The organism is Paenibacillus sp. GSMTC-2017 (genome assembly GCF_016019935.1).
GTDB lineage: Bacteria > Bacillota > Bacilli > Paenibacillales > Paenibacillaceae > Pristimantibacillus.
In genome coordinates this window covers 1,091,993-1,107,223 of the sequence record NZ_JAECMT010000001.1, presented here as the reverse complement: position 1 = coordinate 1,107,223, position 15,231 = coordinate 1,091,993, and the positions used below count along the sequence as shown (strand labels likewise).

At 39.6% G+C, this 15,231-nt stretch carries 10 protein-coding genes; 9 read left to right on the top strand and 1 reads right to left on the bottom strand.

Annotation, left to right across the window (positions count from 1 at the left end; translation table 11 throughout):
• The first annotated feature begins 5 nt into the window (after positions 1–5).
• The 6 genes from I6N90_RS05190 to glpX all read left to right on the top strand — a co-directional run bounded on the left by I6N90_RS05190 (position 6) and on the right by glpX (position 11,577).
• Positions 6–410: a hypothetical protein gene (locus tag I6N90_RS05190; protein ID WP_197934398.1), complete on the top strand. Its 405-nt coding sequence runs from the start codon at positions 6–8 to the stop codon at positions 408–410.
• 956 nt (positions 411–1,366) lie between these two features.
• On the top strand, positions 1,367–4,369 hold the full coding sequence (locus tag I6N90_RS05185; RefSeq protein ID WP_232242537.1) for a hypothetical protein: 3,003 nt from the start codon (positions 1,367–1,369) through the stop codon (positions 4,367–4,369).
• A gap of 31 nt (positions 4,370–4,400) precedes the next feature.
• Positions 4,401–6,083 carry a family 16 glycoside hydrolase gene (locus I6N90_RS05180; RefSeq protein ID WP_197934396.1) on the top strand — a complete coding sequence of 561 codons (1,683 nt, stop codon included), beginning with the start codon at positions 4,401–4,403 and terminating at the stop codon, positions 6,081–6,083.
• 32 nt (positions 6,084–6,115) lie between these two features.
• Positions 6,116–9,829 carry a hypothetical protein gene (locus I6N90_RS05175; RefSeq protein WP_197934395.1) on the top strand — a complete coding sequence of 1,238 codons (3,714 nt, stop codon included), beginning with the start codon at positions 6,116–6,118 and terminating at the stop codon, positions 9,827–9,829.
• A 100-nt stretch (positions 9,830–9,929) separates the two neighbouring features.
• Entirely contained in the window at positions 9,930–10,346 is a 417-nt protein-coding gene (locus tag I6N90_RS05170; RefSeq protein WP_197934394.1) for a hypothetical protein, read from the top strand.
• Between the two features lie 259 nt (positions 10,347–10,605).
• Positions 10,606–11,577, top strand: a complete 972-nt coding sequence (gene glpX / locus I6N90_RS05165) for a class II fructose-bisphosphatase (protein WP_197934393.1) — start codon at positions 10,606–10,608, stop codon at positions 11,575–11,577.
• Between the two features lie 137 nt (positions 11,578–11,714).
• On the opposite strand, the gene I6N90_RS05160 is transcribed toward glpX, so the two are convergent.
• Positions 11,715–12,254, bottom strand: a complete 540-nt coding sequence (locus tag I6N90_RS05160; RefSeq protein ID WP_197934392.1) for a phosphatidylglycerophosphatase A family protein — start codon at positions 12,252–12,254, stop codon at positions 11,715–11,717.
• Positions 12,255–12,386: 132 nt separating this feature from the next.
• Between I6N90_RS05160 and I6N90_RS05155 the strand changes: the two genes are divergently transcribed.
• The 3 genes from I6N90_RS05155 to rdgB all read left to right on the top strand — a co-directional run bounded on the left by I6N90_RS05155 (position 12,387) and on the right by rdgB (position 14,991).
• Positions 12,387–13,442 carry a GerMN domain-containing protein gene (locus tag I6N90_RS05155; RefSeq protein ID WP_197934391.1) on the top strand — a complete coding sequence of 352 codons (1,056 nt, stop codon included), beginning with the start codon at positions 12,387–12,389 and terminating at the stop codon, positions 13,440–13,442.
• A gap of 137 nt (positions 13,443–13,579) precedes the next feature.
• Positions 13,580–14,317: a ribonuclease PH gene (gene rph / locus I6N90_RS05150; RefSeq protein WP_197934390.1), complete on the top strand. Its 738-nt coding sequence runs from the start codon at positions 13,580–13,582 to the stop codon at positions 14,315–14,317.
• A 17-nt stretch (positions 14,318–14,334) separates the two neighbouring features.
• Positions 14,335–14,991, top strand: coding sequence for an RdgB/HAM1 family non-canonical purine NTP pyrophosphatase (gene rdgB / locus I6N90_RS05145; RefSeq protein ID WP_197934389.1), 657 nt, complete (start codon positions 14,335–14,337; stop codon positions 14,989–14,991).
• Positions 14,992–15,231 lie beyond the last annotated feature (240 nt).

Sequence of the window (15,231 nt, the reverse complement as noted above, 5' to 3'; positions counted from 1 at the left end):
AGAGTATGGATTTAAGTTTAGTTGATGCCATAATAGCAGGAGAGCGTGTTGGAAAGTATGTATTAGGAATTACATTGGAAGAGTTACTTCAAATAATAGATGCTCCTTATAAATTAACAGAAACTATAGATATAATAAATATTGATTGCGAGGACATAAATTTTTTTATTTGGAAAAAAACAAATAGACTTACAACAATTACTGTATTTGATAATTTTAAAGGGAAATATCTAAATGAAATATGTATTGGCTCAAGTTTAGAGGAATTAGAAGGTAAGGTTATTGAAGGTTTAGAATTTGATTCAATGGAGAACGAATATACTTTGGATGGCATTACATTTTCATTTATAAATGAGAAAGGTACTAAGCAATTGGAATATATGGTGATATGGACTGGAATAGAGAATTGAATAGTACATGAAATGTCCAAAATTATTTGGATACTCTATTAATTTTAATCCGACGAGCAGGATGCTATATACATGACTCATGCGTTGAATGATTATAATAGTGATATCAATCTAAACAAGTCGATAACCTTGTCAAATATATTATGATATGCTGAATAATATATTTGACATATTTCGTGGGTGACATAGTTTTAGTTGGAATCATTATGTGATAATTAAACTACTTATTAGTATATATAACGAACTGCACTCCAATTGTTTAACACGAGCATACAATAGGAGTGCAGTTTTTCTATAATTAGAATGAGAAAATAAAATTTCTTGTGTAGTTCGTAACGAATCAAATGAGAAATAGAAAATATGAGGTCGAAATTTACTAGAAGAATCACTCCAAGGATGGACCAGTTGACACATTGGGTGATAAAGCAATCAAATTCATCGCTGGGCAACCAACAAACTACAAAATTAGTATGGAGAATGCATGATGGTGGTTTAATGCCAATAGATAATGAGGACTAATAGAAAGAAAAATTAAATTCTTTAAAACTGGAATGGTAATAAAAATATTTTGATTTAAGTGTCGAAGTATTCTAGTCTAAATCTGAAGAATACATTTAATTGATTGTGTGCCAAGAACACAGCAATTTATCATAGAATTGTCTGCAAGATCTAACTATTTCAGATTAAGTATTGAAGGGACCATAGATAAAATGGCTAAGAGATTTAATAAATTAATATCAATAATATTAACTAGTGTTATTTTGTTATCATCCATCCCAATCAAAACCACAAATGCATCCCCTTCACAAAACTCAATTACAACCGCAAAAACTTTATCAACAAACTCTATCACCAGCACAGAAACCAACAACCTCTTAACCAACCCTCATTTTACTGATTTCAACGGCACAAAAGGTGCAGCGATTGGTTGGACACAAGAAAACATAGGTGGAACGTTGGCTGAATTCGAACCTCGAACGCAATCAAATGGCATTCGGGAACAAAAAGTTTTAAGTGCGGGAATCACTAATAATGGAATAGTTGGGATAAGCCAGACCGTAAGGGTAGAACCTAGTAAACCATTTTCAATCAATGCAAGAATTGATGTTGAGAGTCTAGTAAATGCAAAAATACAATTGTACGTTGATTTCTATCGGGATAACAACCATATAACAGGAATAAATGTTACAGACAATACGGCAATCAGCGGAGGAACGATTACGCTATCGAATTATGGCATCATACCTGCAGAAACAACTTTTGCAAAGGTGTACATTCTTGTTAGAGCAACAAACAATGGGGGAGCGGGTACTTTTTACGCGGATTCGATAGAATTTTCATATTCTTCAAACACGCAATTAATAGATAACTCAGGATTTGATGCCTACACTGGTACAAATGGAATAGCAAATGAATGGGCTCCTGAGAACATAGGAACGAAAACAGCATCTTATGCTATCGATAAGTCCATTACAGGTACACGCGTTCAAAAAGTTGTCGGTTCAGAGATGAGTAATAATGGCTTACTTGGGGTGAGCCAAGTTGTTAAGGTAGAACCTAACAAACCGTTTACGATTAATAGTAGACTAAATATCGAGGGATTAACGAATGCAAAGGTACAGTTATATGTAGATTTTTTTCGAGGTGCAAATTATATAACTGGAAGTCATGTGACTGAGCAAACAATCAGTTTGGGTCGCCCATTTACACTTTCTAATCAAGGAGTAATACCAGCTGAGACAACTCATGCAAAGGTATATGCTTTAGTTAGAGCAACAAGTGACGGGGGAGCGGGAACATTGTATGTTGATTCATTAGAATTTTCATATGGTTCTGAATCTCAATTGTTCGTTAACCCGAGTTTTGACTCCTATACAGGAACAATGGGTGTTGCAGATGGATGGGGACCAGACAACTCTGGAGCAAAGGTAGCAACATTTGAAGTTCAGGCATCATCAACAGGCAAAAAAGTTCAAAAAGTGGCAGGCTCGCAAATCCCCAATAATGGCGCTGTTGGGGTTAGTCAGATTATAAAAGTAGAACCTAACAAACCTTTTACGGTTAGTGGGAGAATTCATGTCGAAGGGCTATCGAATGCAAAAATACAAATGTTTGTAGAGTTTTTCCGTGATATAAATAACCGTACAGGACATAATGTCACCGAACAATTACATACTAGCGGAGCAAACATTACACTTTCTAATGAAGGAGTGGTTCCAGCAGGAACAGCCTTTGCAAAGGTATATGTTCTTGTTCGGGCAACAAGTGACGGAGGATCAGGAACGTTTACTGTGGATGCGATGAACTTTTCATATGATGAGAATCGTTCATTATTAGTTAACCCGAATTTTTACACATATACGGGTACAAATGGGGCAGCAGATAGCTGGGATCAGGTGAATATTGGAGGAACATCATCATTATTTGAAGTTCAACCAACATCGATAGGCAAAAGAGCTCAAAAAATAGTAGGATCTGGGATTAGCAACGGTGGTGTCGTTGGCGTTAGTCAGATAATAAAAGTAGAGCCTAACAAACCGTTTAAGATCAGTGGAAAAACAAAGATTGAGAAGCTATCACAAGCAAAAATACAATTTTATGTTGAATTCCTTGATCGTACAAATCGTATTATTGGAAATCATGTAACGGAGTACGCAACTGTAAGTGGAGGTACGATTACTCTTTCTAACCAAGGCGTTACTCCTGCAGGTACAACCTACGCAAAAGTGTATGTTCTTATTAGAGCAACAGGTGAAGGCGGGTCAGGAGCTTTTTATGTAGAGGAGATAAACTATTTATATCGTTCTTACTCTCAATTGATTGTTAATCCGACATTTGATACCTACTCGGGGACCAATGGGGTAGCGGATGGTTGGGGACAGTCGAACATAGGAGGTACACTCTCAACTTATGATGTTCAAACGCTGGCATCAGGCAAACGAGTTCAAAAAGTTGTAGGATCGGGAATCGCCAGCAATGGTGTTGTTGGCGTGAATCAAGTCATTAAGGTAGAGGAGAATAAACCTTATACCTTTAGCGGAAATATTAACGTTGAATCCTTATCAAAAGCAAAAGTACAACTGTATGTTGAGTTTTTTAAAGGTGATGGACAATTAGTTGGGATAAATGCTGCCGAGCAGAGGGCTACTAGTAACGGGAATATCACGTTATCAGAGCAAGGAGTAACACCAGCAGGTGCAGCATTTGCGAAGGTATTCGCGCTTATTAGAGCAACGGGTGATGCTGGAGCAGGAACTTTTTATATTGATTCGTTGAATTTTTCAAATGGAACTAGGTCCAATTTATTATTCGATCCTGATTTCGAGAATTCAACAGGCAGCAGTTCGCTTGCTGAAGGATGGGATATGACGCTAAATACCGATAGTGGTGATCAAATAAAGCTCATTTCAAAGCAAGAGGACGTTACTCCCAATCGTACATCGTATACGTATGATAGTGCAGGCAAAATTGTGACTTCCAGCTTCTATTCGAAAGGGAATAAAACACAAATCGGTCATAAGTTTGATCTGAACGGTAATCTATTGAAAAAGATGAGTTTGGTTGGGCCTATCGTTTCTAAACCAGTGAATCAAGGTACACACGCTCAACAAGTAACGGCATGGTGGTTAAAGAAAGATGATTATAGAGGAATAAGTCAGACGGTACAAGTTGATTCTGAAAAAGCATTTACTTTAAATGCTGCCGTCAATGTCCAAAGTTTACGCCATGCGAAAGTTCAACTCTATGTAGATTTTTTCAACTCATCTCATGAGATTGTTGGTGCTAGCATCGTGGATGCTGCAACAACTACTAATGGAGAGTATAAAACTCTCACTATTGATGGTAAAACACCAGCACATGCAACATATGCTCGAGTAAGTGTCATTCTTCGAGCAACGAATAATGACGGTGCAGGGGTGTTTTATGTTGATTCGGTGAATTTCAATTATGTTAAGTAATCCAATAGAATTCAAAAAGAGGAGAGTCTACATGTGGAGATTAAATAAAATAAGGCTACTGCTTTGGTGTATGTGCATCATTATTTCAATTGCACCAGCAGGTATAGCGTTTGGTAATAACGGAGCTACGAGCGATGGCTACACATATACATATGACCCTTCTGGTAAATTAATAGAGCTTGGTCACCCGAATGGTGATATTTATGAATACGTATATGATAATAACGGGAATTTAGTTAATAAAATAAAGAATACATACACTAATTTATCAACTTCATGGAAATCGTTAAGCGGCTCATGGAGTAGCATTAGTAATGGAAAAAAAGGCGAGGCTGAGCAATACTACAATGGTTTTTATATCAATGGCCGATCAGGCAGTGATTTCCACTATGAAGCTTCGATAAAATTACTTACTCCGTCTGCCGGTGCCCTTGTATTTCGAGCAAACGATAGTGCCACAACAGGGTATGTAGTTAATATTGACTCGGTTGGATTCGTTCGATTATGGGACATTGGGGCGGGAAAGGTCATTAAGGATTACTATACTCCTATTAAATTGAATGAAGTCTACCATTTAAAAGTTATAACGAATGGAAGTAATATTAAGGTCTATCTGAACAACAGTACTGCACCTGTAATTGATATTGAAGATTCTAATTATACAAGCGGGTATTTCGGACTCAATGTGTACAATGGCAAGGTTACATTTCACAACGTATATACACGAGAATCTTATTCTAATCTACTTGGCAAATGGAATGTGGTAAGCGGAAATTGGGCAACTGTGTTAGATGAAAAGCAGGGTGAAGCTAGTAAGCATACCGATACGTTTTACCTCAACAGTCAATTAGGGAAGGACTTCGTGTATGAGGGTTCGGTAAAACTACTTACTCCATCTGCCGGTGCGCTCGTATTTCGTGCAAACGCTAATGCCACAGCAGGGTATGCAGTGAATATTGACTCACTCGGACAAGTCGTGCGGTTATGGGACATTGGGACGGGGAAAATCATCAAGGATTACTATACGCCTATTAATTTAAATGAAAGTCATCACTTAAAAGTTGTAACTAACGGAAATAATATAAAGGTTTATTTGAACAACAGCACATCACCTGTAATAGATGTTCAAGATTCCACTTATGCAAGCGGGCGGTTTGGACTTAATGTGCACTATGGTAAGGCAGCATTTAAAAATATTAATGTAAGTGAATCCTTTTCTAATCTACTTGGTAAATGGACTGCAGTAAGAGGGGGTTGGTCAATTTTACCAGAGGGAAAACAAGGTGAAGCTATTAAACTAACGAATTCATATTATCTTAATAGCCACTTAGGGAAGGACTTCGTATACGAAGGTTCGATAAAATTAGTGACTCCTTCTGCCGGAGCTCTCGTATTCCGAGCAAATGCTAGTGCTACAGCGGGTTATGTAGTGAACATTGACTCACTTGGACAAGTCGTGCGTTTATGGGACATTGGTACGGGAAAAGGCATTGTGAATTACTACACACCTATCAAATTGGATGAAACTTATCAACTAAAAGTTATAACGAATGGAAGTAATATTAAGGTCCATTTGAACGGCAGTGCTTCTCCGATAATCGATGTTGACGATTCATCATATGCTAGCGGGCAGTTCGGAGTTAATACGTACAACGGAAAGGCTATTTTTAATGATGTAATTGTTAAAAAATTGATCTCAAAGACTATCCATTAATGATGAGATATGAAGAGGAGCTAGATTGTAATATGATAAAACTTTTTAAGAGATGTGCATCTTTGATGTTGATTACTGCTGTTTTAGTAACACTTTTACCAATCAATCATGTAACTGCATCATCTGTGCAACCTAAATTCAGCACGGAGGCTAATAATCGCTTAGCCAATTCTAATTTTGATATCTATGACAGCTCAAATGCGTTAGCAACTGGATGGGTACAGGAGAGTTGGGGAGGAAAGAGAGTATCATTTGAAAAACATTTGTCTGGAACAGGTACGCTAGCTCAAAAGATTGTTGGAAATGGAATAAATAAAAATGGCTACGTTGGAGTTAGTCAGGGAATTCAAGTACAACCTAATAAAGCGTTTTTTGTTAGCGGAAGATTTAATGTTGAGGAACTCACAAATGCAAAAGTTGAATTGTACGTAGACTTTTATGGTCAAGGAGGCGCACATTTAGGAGTCAATATAACAGAACAAACAGTAATAAGTGGTGCTAATATTACACTTTCGAATCAGGGAGTCATTCCACTAGGAACTACTATCGCTAAGGTGCATGCCATTGTCAGGTCAATTGGTGATAATGGGTCAGGAACTTTTTACGTTGATGCAATGAATTTTTCTTATTCTTCCACGGCGCAATTGCTCAGTAATGATAGTTTTGATATTAATACAGGTACTAATGGAACCTCAGATGGATGGGTACAAGAAAAATGGGGGGCAAATGGTGCCTCATTCGAAGTCATTCAATCAGCAACTGGTACGCGAGCTCAAAAGATCGTTGCTAGTGGTATAAGTAGCAATGGTATTGTTGGTGTTAGTCAGTTAATACAGGTACAACCAAATAAACCTTTTTTAGTTAGCGGGAGAATGAATGTTGAGTTTCTAACTAATGCTAAAGTACAACTCTATATTGATTTTTATTCGAAAGAAAATCGTATAACAGGAAGTAATGTAACAGAACAATTAGAAATAAGCGGAGGAAATATTACTTTATCTAATCAAGGCATCATTCCAGAAGAAACTACGCATGCAAGAATTCATGTTCTCGTCAGAGCAATAAGTGATGGAGGAACGGGGACAATATATGTAGATGAGATCAATCTCTTTTATGGTGAAAATAACCAATTACTTAGTAACAATGGTTTTGATACCTACACAGGAACAAATGGGATAGCAGATGGTTGGGTGCAAGAAAAATGGAGTGCGAAAGTTTCATCTTCCGAATTGGTACAGTTAGCAACAGGTTCGCGAGCTCAAAAGTTTGAAGGTCACGAAATAAGCAGTAATGGGACAATAGGAATGAGTCAAGTTATAAAAGTCGAACCCAATAAACCATTTTCGATTGATGGACGAATGAATGTGGAGAGTTTGAAAAACGCTAAGGTGCAGCTCTATGTTGATTTCTATAGGGGTGGAAATTATATAAAAGGAATTACTATCACGGAAAAGTCTGTCATAAGCCGAGGTTACATTTCATTTTCGAAACAAGGTGACATTCCAGCTGGAACAACAAGTGCTAAGGTTTATGTTCTTGTCAGAGCTACAAGTGACGGAGGATCGGGAACATTTTATTTAGAGGACATAAATTTCTCGTATGGTAAAGATAATCAACCGCAAGTCAAAAATATTCAATTGCTTGAGAACAACAATTTTGACATTTACACAGGAACAAACGGAATAGCAGATGGTTGGGTACAAGAGAAATGGGGGGCGAATGTTGCATCTTATCAAGTTGTACCGTCAGCGACAGGATCACTAGTTCAAAAGATTGTGGGTTCTGAAATAAGTAGTAATGGAATAGTCGGAGTAAGTCAATATATAAAAGTCGAGCCGAATAAACCATTTACGATTAATGGGACAATTAATATTGAGTCACTAACCAAAGCTAAAGTACAAATCTATGTTGCTTTCTTTAAGGAAGGTAATAAAAACACTGGGGGTAATCTTACCGAAGAAACGTGGATAAGCGGTGGTAATTACACGGTATCGAATCGAGGCATTGTTCCAGCAGAATCAACATATGCAGTTGTGTATGTGAATGTAAAGGCTACCAGCGATGGAGGATCGGGAACATTATATGTGGATGAATTGAGTTTCTCGTATGGTAAAAATAATCAACTGCTCAGTAACAGTAATTTTGATGCCTATACAGGAACAACTGGAGCTGCTGCGGATGGATGGTTTGGGGGCAAATGGGGTGCGAAAAATGCCGCATTTGAAATTGCACAGTCAGCGACAGGATCTCGAGTTCAGAAAATTGTGGGTTCCGAAATTAATAGTAATGGCATAGTTGGGGTGAGTCAGGCAATAAGAATAGAGCCGAATAAACCTTTTACGTTTAATGGGACGATTAATATTGAGTCACTAACTAATGCAAAAGTTCAACTTTATGTCGCTTTCTATAAGGATGGTAATCAATATACAGGTGGTAATCTTATCGAAGAAACGTGGATAAGTGGTGGTAATTATACGGTGTCGAATCAAGGTGTTGTTCCAGCAGATTCGACATACGCAGTTGTATATGCGAATGTTAAGGCAACCAGCGATGGAGGATCGGGGACATTTTATGTGGATGAGTTGAATCTTTCCTATAGTGAGAACAGTCAATTACTTGGTAATCATAGTTTTGATGGTTATACAGGTACAACTGGTTCTGCAGATTCGTGGCTAGGGAGCAAATGGGGTGCGAAAAACTCTTCTTTCAGTATAGTACATTTAGCATCAGGATCGCGAGTTCAAAAGGTTGTAGGTTCTGAGATTGGTAGTAATGGCATAGTTGGGATGAGTCAGGCAATAAGAGTAGAGCCGAATAAACCCTTTACGATTAGTGGGAGAATGAATGTAGAGTCACTGACTGATGCTAAAATACAACTCTATGTGGCTTTCTTTAAGGATGGTAATCAACAAACTGGAGGAAATCTTACCGAACAAGATTGGATAAGTGGTGGCTATATGACACTTTCGAATCAAGGCATCGTTCCAGTTGATTCGACATATGCCGTTGTGTATGCCAATCTTAAAGGGATCCGTGACGGTGCAGCAGGAACTTTTTATTTAGATGAGATCAATCTCTCATATGGCGACAGATCAAGTGAGTTGTACGATGCTGGATTTGAGAATTCTTTAGAAAATAGCGCTCTTGCTGGCGGATGGGAAGTTTCTAATAAGGGAGACGAAATTAGCCTGATTACATCGAAAGAGGATGCCGTACTAAATCGAACAGTTTATACCTATGATAGTGCAGGCAAAATCGTTAGTTCAAGCCTCTTTAATAAAGAGAGTAATACACATATTGGTTATAAGTACGATTTAAATGGTAATCTTTTGAAAAGAATGAAGTTGGTAGAGACTGTTGCTTCAAAACGTGTACACGAAGGAAGTAGAGCTCAAAAGATCGTTGGATGGTGGATAGAAAATGGTCATTATAGAGGAATAGCTCAAACGGTAAAAGTAGAACCAGGAAAAGCCTTTAACTTAAATGCGGCCGTCAACATTTTAAGTTTGCGCCATGCGAAAGTTCAAATGCAAGTAGATTACTACAACTCTTCTAATCAAATGGTTGGAACTAAAGTGGTAGATGCCGCTGCAACGACGAATGGAGAGTATAAGAACATTACTATTCAAGATAAAACTCCTTTGAGTGCAGTGTATGCAAGAGTGAGTGTTAATCTACGAGCTATCGCTAAAGACGGAGCTGGCATATTTTATGTTGACTCGGTGAATTTCAAATACGAACAGTAGACTAGTAGTTGTTACGTTATAGTAAATTAACCTCAATTGAAGAGATAATGGATGACAGCAATTGCTAGCGGGTAATCTAGTTATCCAGGAGGAATCTCTCATGTTCGAAAAATTCGACGAATATCTATTAGGTCACTTTTCAGTAGATTACTGGTACGATTCTGGTTTTGAATTCGCAAGGGAAATGCTTGCGAAATTCAATCACGACGACTGGACGAAGTTATCAGAAAACGTCCTATCTAAACCAACAGACTGGCAAATCAGATTTGCCTATTGTGCGGATAGTGATCTTAATGATGAAGTCATTATTGAAAGCTTAATTTTGCTTGCTAGTTTAGAAGATGAAGAGTTATTTATAACTTGTGTTGATTCCTTAAGAGTAATTGTTCCACCAAATCATTTAGAGACAGTCTTCAAAAAAACTCCGATAATGGAACGGATCGAGCAATTACTACCAACCTCGGGAGCAGCAACAAAGCGAGTTTTTGAGCATATTATTGCGATGGTACAAAAATAGCATTATCTATTAAATAGGTTTCTTATGGTGAGATAGTACCATAAGCGACCTATTTTTTATTACTACTAGTTCGCTCCTCCTAATCTAAATGTAAATTATATCGGTAACAACCCCCACATTCATGATGATTTAATGAAGATACCAAATCATATATTGCGTCACATTGAAATATATGATACATATTATATACAATATAGCACGCATTAATTATGATTTAATACACATAAGAAATGACTTAAGCCATGGGGGAGTGCTAGAGATGGAAAGAGAATTAGCATTGGAGATTGTTAGAGTAACGGAACTTGCCGCACTTGCATCAGCACCATGGATGGGTAGAGGTGACAAAAATAGTGCAGACGGAGCGGCGACAGCGGCTATGCGCGCCATGTTTGACTCTGTATCGATACGAGGGACTGTTGTAATCGGAGAAGGTGAAATGGACGAAGCTCCGATGTTATATATCGGAGAAGAAGTAGGTAGCTTAAATGGACCAGAGGTGGATGTTGCTGTAGATCCGCTAGAAGGAACAGAGATTGTAGCTAAGGGCTTGAACAATGCCCTCTCTGTTATTGCTGTCGCAGGCAAAGGTCAATTGCTTCACGCTCCTGACATGTACATGGAGAAGTTAGCTTATGGACCTGCTCTTGTTGGCAAATTAAGCATTTCGGACCCAATGGAGAAGACATTGCAGAAGGCTGCTGACGCCTTAAATAAAAAAGTATCTGATTTAACGGTTATGATTTTGGATCGTGCACGTCACGATTCCATTATTAAGGTGCTGAGAAAAGTAGGCGTACGTATTAAGTTTCTATCTGACGGCGACGTAGCCGGAGCGATGGCTCCCGCGTTCCCTGAAGCGGGTATCGATCTGTATGTTGGCTCAGGTGGCGCACCAGAAGGCGTTCTCGCTGCCGCAGCGCTGAAATGTCTTGGCGGTGAACTGCAAGCCCGTCTTATGCCAGCAGATGCTGCAGAATATGATCGTTGTATCCAAATGGGCATCGAGGAACCTTATCGTGTTTTAACGATGGACGACATGGTTGGTACGGAGGACGTTATCTTCGCCGCTACTGGAGTTACTCCTGGCGAGTTTCTTGGCGGTGTACGTTATTTCCCAGACGAGCGTGCTGAGACGCATTCAATCGTCATGAGAGCGAAGACGAAGACGGTACGTTTCGTTCGTACCCTGCACTATTTACCCAATAAACCACTATTGCAACAAACGAAATAATAGCCATTATTCATTGTTCATAATTCATTATTCATGTTTCTTTATACAGATAAGAGCTCCAATTAGATCCTTAACAAAAGGACATAGTTGGAGCTCTTTTTCATCACAAGTCAGTTATATCTGACCTCATATCATCATTAGTCCAACGGTGGCGTCGTAACGCCTTCACGTTCTGCTTGTCTGCGATGGGCGATACGGCTTGCAGCGGATGCGGCAATCGCTCCAACGATATCGTCGAGGAACGTATGTATCTCCCCATCAGACTTGCTGTTCAGTCGAACGAGAATACCTGGTTTAAGTTTATCGATATAGCCAAAGTTCGTAAATCCGATACTGCCATACACATTAACGATAGAAAGAGCCAATATTTCATCACAACCGTACAAGCTTTCATCATGTTTAATCATATCTTGGAGTGGTGCAATGAGCTTACCTTCTTCAGCTAGAACGTCAAGTTGGATGCCGGTTAATACAGCATTTTGGACTTCACGTTTGGACAATACAGCTTCGACATGAACGATACAATCTTCGGGTGTTAAATCCGGAAAATAATCTTTCTGCAGAAAGTGTACAAGCTCAGCAATTGCAAGCTTTGTCACTCCTCGTTTGGCGAGCCATTCATCTGTTGCTGCGGCAACTTTGCTGCTATTTAAGGCGTAGATTTCAGAATTACTCATTATTGTATTTCCCCCTTATGATTTTGTGGACAAAACTGGTCTAAAAAAGGGAAGGGCTCGTATACATAATACTACAAATGAGGAGTTGTACAAAGCCGAAGGGCTAATATCGATTGGGGAGGAAATGTACAAATGATTCAAAAAAAATGGATTCGCCATACCGCTTTTGTTGCCTTACTAGTGCTGCCCGTATTTACAGCGGGATGCGGTTTGTTTTCTCAGCAAACAAGTAAATCAATTGACCCACCGCAAGTTGAGGTAACAGAGGAAGTAGAAGGCGAACCAACGGGACAGGTTACACCAGATGGGGAAACGGGTTCAAGATTGACGATTTATTTGCAAGATAGTAATGGTTATGTAGCACCAGTGGCAGTTCCTTTAACACTTGCTGAAAATGAAACTGCGGCTCAGAAAGCACTTGAGATGATGGTGGATAATGGAGCGTATGCATCGCAACTTCCTGCTGATTTCCGCGCGCTTATCCCTCAAGGTACACAAGTGTTGTCTTATCAATACGATAAGGAACTGAAGGTTGCTAAGGTGGATCTCTCCAAAGCATTTGTTGATTATAATGCCCAAGACGAAAGAGCGATCGTGGAAGCTATCACATGGACGCTAACTGCGATGCCAGGGATAGAAGGTGTGGAGCTATCGGTGGAGGGTGAATTGCTGCAAGAAATGCCTGTTGCTGCATATCCGATTGAGGGCAAGCTAACGCGTGCCATCGGCATAAACATAGAAGTTGCGGAAGGTGTTAACGTATCGAGCTCCTCACCAGTTACGTTATATTTCTCCGCGCAGACACAAAATCAAGAACAATACTATGTTCCAGTTACTAGACTGATCTCCCGTTCTGATTCACAAGTACATGCAGCGATGGAGCAGTTGATCGAAGGTCCGCTTAACAAAAAGGAACTGACAAGCGTTATTTTGCCTGATGTAGAAGTAACTGAAATTGTAGAAAAAGATGGCGTCGTAACGATCGATCTGCAAGATGAGGCGTACGTAACAGGGCAACAGATTCCATCAGAAATGTTACAGGCTGTTGTTCTTTCACTCACAGAAAATTCAGATGCGGAAACTGTTCAAATAAGGGTCAATGGCGAAACTAACCTCGTAGATGAAAATAATAATTCCTACAGTGAGCCGGTCGGCAGGAAACATCATATCAATGCACTGAAATCATAATCGTTTCAAAATAGTTCTACATACAAAGACGAACCGGGTAATTACTTGGTTCGTCTTTGTGTGGGTGCAATTCGTCAGCCACTTTGTTAGAATGAATAGGATTGACATTGGATTTCACTTTCAGGAGGCACACTTTAATGAGAAATGACAGTCGGCAACCGAATCAGCTTCGGCCGGTCACGATAACAACAAACGTAAATAAACATGCAGAGGGATCTGTTCTAATCGAGTTTGGCGATACAAAAGTAATTTGTACGGCCAGCGTTGAAGAACGTGTTCCCCCGTTCATGAAGGGACAAGGCAAAGGTTGGATTACAGCTGAATATGCCATGTTGCCTCGTGCAACTCATACCCGTAACCATCGTGAAGCTTCCAAGGGTAAGCTAACTGGACGTACGATGGAAATTCAACGTCTCATTGGAAGAGCTTTGCGCTCAGTCGTTAATTTACAAGCTTTGGGTGAACGTACGATTACACTTGATTGCGACGTTATTCAAGCGGATGGCGGTACTCGTACAACTTCGATTACAGGAGCTTTTATCGCTTTGGCACTCGCAGTTAATAAAATTTCCGAAAAAACGACTTTCGCCAAATACCCAATTACAGATTTTCTTGGCTCTGTCAGCGTTGGCGTTATTGGGGAGAAAGCACTTCTAGATCTTAACTATGAAGAAGATTCCAAAGCTAAAGTAGATATGAACGTAGTTATGACTGGCAGCGGTAAATTCGTCGAAGTTCAAGGAACGGGCGAAGATGCGCCATTTTCACGCGATGAACTAAATCAATTGCTTGCACTAGGAGAAGAAGGTATAGCTGAGCTTATTCAGAAGCAACGTGAAGTGCTTGGCCCTATTGCAGATCGCATTGGAAACTAATTGGGGGCTTGTAACATATGACGAGTGTGGATCATAGTGAAAATACAATCGTTGTCGCTACGAAAAACAGCGGCAAAGTGAAAGAATTTGCACATGCGCTTGAGAAGCTGGGGAAACGTATAACGAGTCTTTATGACTATCCGCAAATTGCTGATATTGTGGAAGATGGTGATACGTTCGCCGCGAACGCAAGAATTAAAGCGAAAACGACTGGGGATATCCTTGGTGTTCCTGTCCTTGCAGATGATTCAGGCCTGCGAGTAGAAGCACTCGGAGGTGAGCCTGGCGTATATTCAGCTCGTTATGCCGGAGAAGGTGCAGCGGACAGCGATAATAATGCGAAGTTATTGAAGGAACTTGAACAGCTGGGCACTACATATTCTGACGATAAGCTAGCAGACGGATCATTGTTGCTTAGCAAAGCGCAGTTTGTGTGTGCATTAGCACTTTATGATCCGGCTACTGGACAATTTGTTGAAGCAGAAGGAACAGTCGATGGACTTATAACGGACAAGCCGCATGGCGATGGTGGGTTTGGTTATGATCCGCTATTTTGGCTACCACAGCTCGGTAGAGGTATGGCGGAGCTCACTAAGGATGAGAAGGGTGCAATCAGTCACCGCGGAGAGGCACTTAAAGTATTACTTTCCAAGTTAGAAAATGTGAATGAATAAAATTAAATGAGGAACTACTTTATAAATAGAGAATTCTATTTATAAAGTAGTTTTTATTTATAGGTGTAACTCAATATTTCCGAGCTAGAGCGCCAGGTCCAAGCATATGGTGAACGCTAACCCGATATTTCCGGGTTAAAGCGTCAGAGTTGAGGAGAAAATGGCGGTGCAGCCCCCTGCACCGCCATTTTATATGATATCCTCAAAGCGAGCCTCTTGCTTTGAAACAGCTCTTTTTTA

Coding starts and splice junctions, on each gene's coding strand:
- glpX (WP_197934393.1), top strand. CDS start 10,606: ATGGAAAGAGAATTAGCATTGGAGATTGTTAGAGTAACGGAACTTGCC.
- rdgB (WP_197934389.1), top strand. CDS start 14,335: ATGACGAGTGTGGATCATAGTGAAAATACAATCGTTGTCGCTACGAAA.
- rph (WP_197934390.1), top strand. CDS start 13,580: ATGAGAAATGACAGTCGGCAACCGAATCAGCTTCGGCCGGTCACGATA.
- I6N90_RS05160 (WP_197934392.1), bottom strand. CDS start 12,254: ATGAGTAATTCTGAAATCTACGCCTTAAATAGCAGCAAAGTTGCCGCA.
- I6N90_RS05190 (WP_197934398.1), top strand. CDS start 6: ATGGATTTAAGTTTAGTTGATGCCATAATAGCAGGAGAGCGTGTTGGA.
- I6N90_RS05180 (WP_197934396.1), top strand. CDS start 4,401: ATGTGGAGATTAAATAAAATAAGGCTACTGCTTTGGTGTATGTGCATC.
- I6N90_RS05175 (WP_197934395.1), top strand. CDS start 6,116: ATGATAAAACTTTTTAAGAGATGTGCATCTTTGATGTTGATTACTGCT.
- I6N90_RS05155 (WP_197934391.1), top strand. CDS start 12,387: ATGATTCAAAAAAAATGGATTCGCCATACCGCTTTTGTTGCCTTACTA.
- I6N90_RS05170 (WP_197934394.1), top strand. CDS start 9,930: ATGTTCGAAAAATTCGACGAATATCTATTAGGTCACTTTTCAGTAGAT.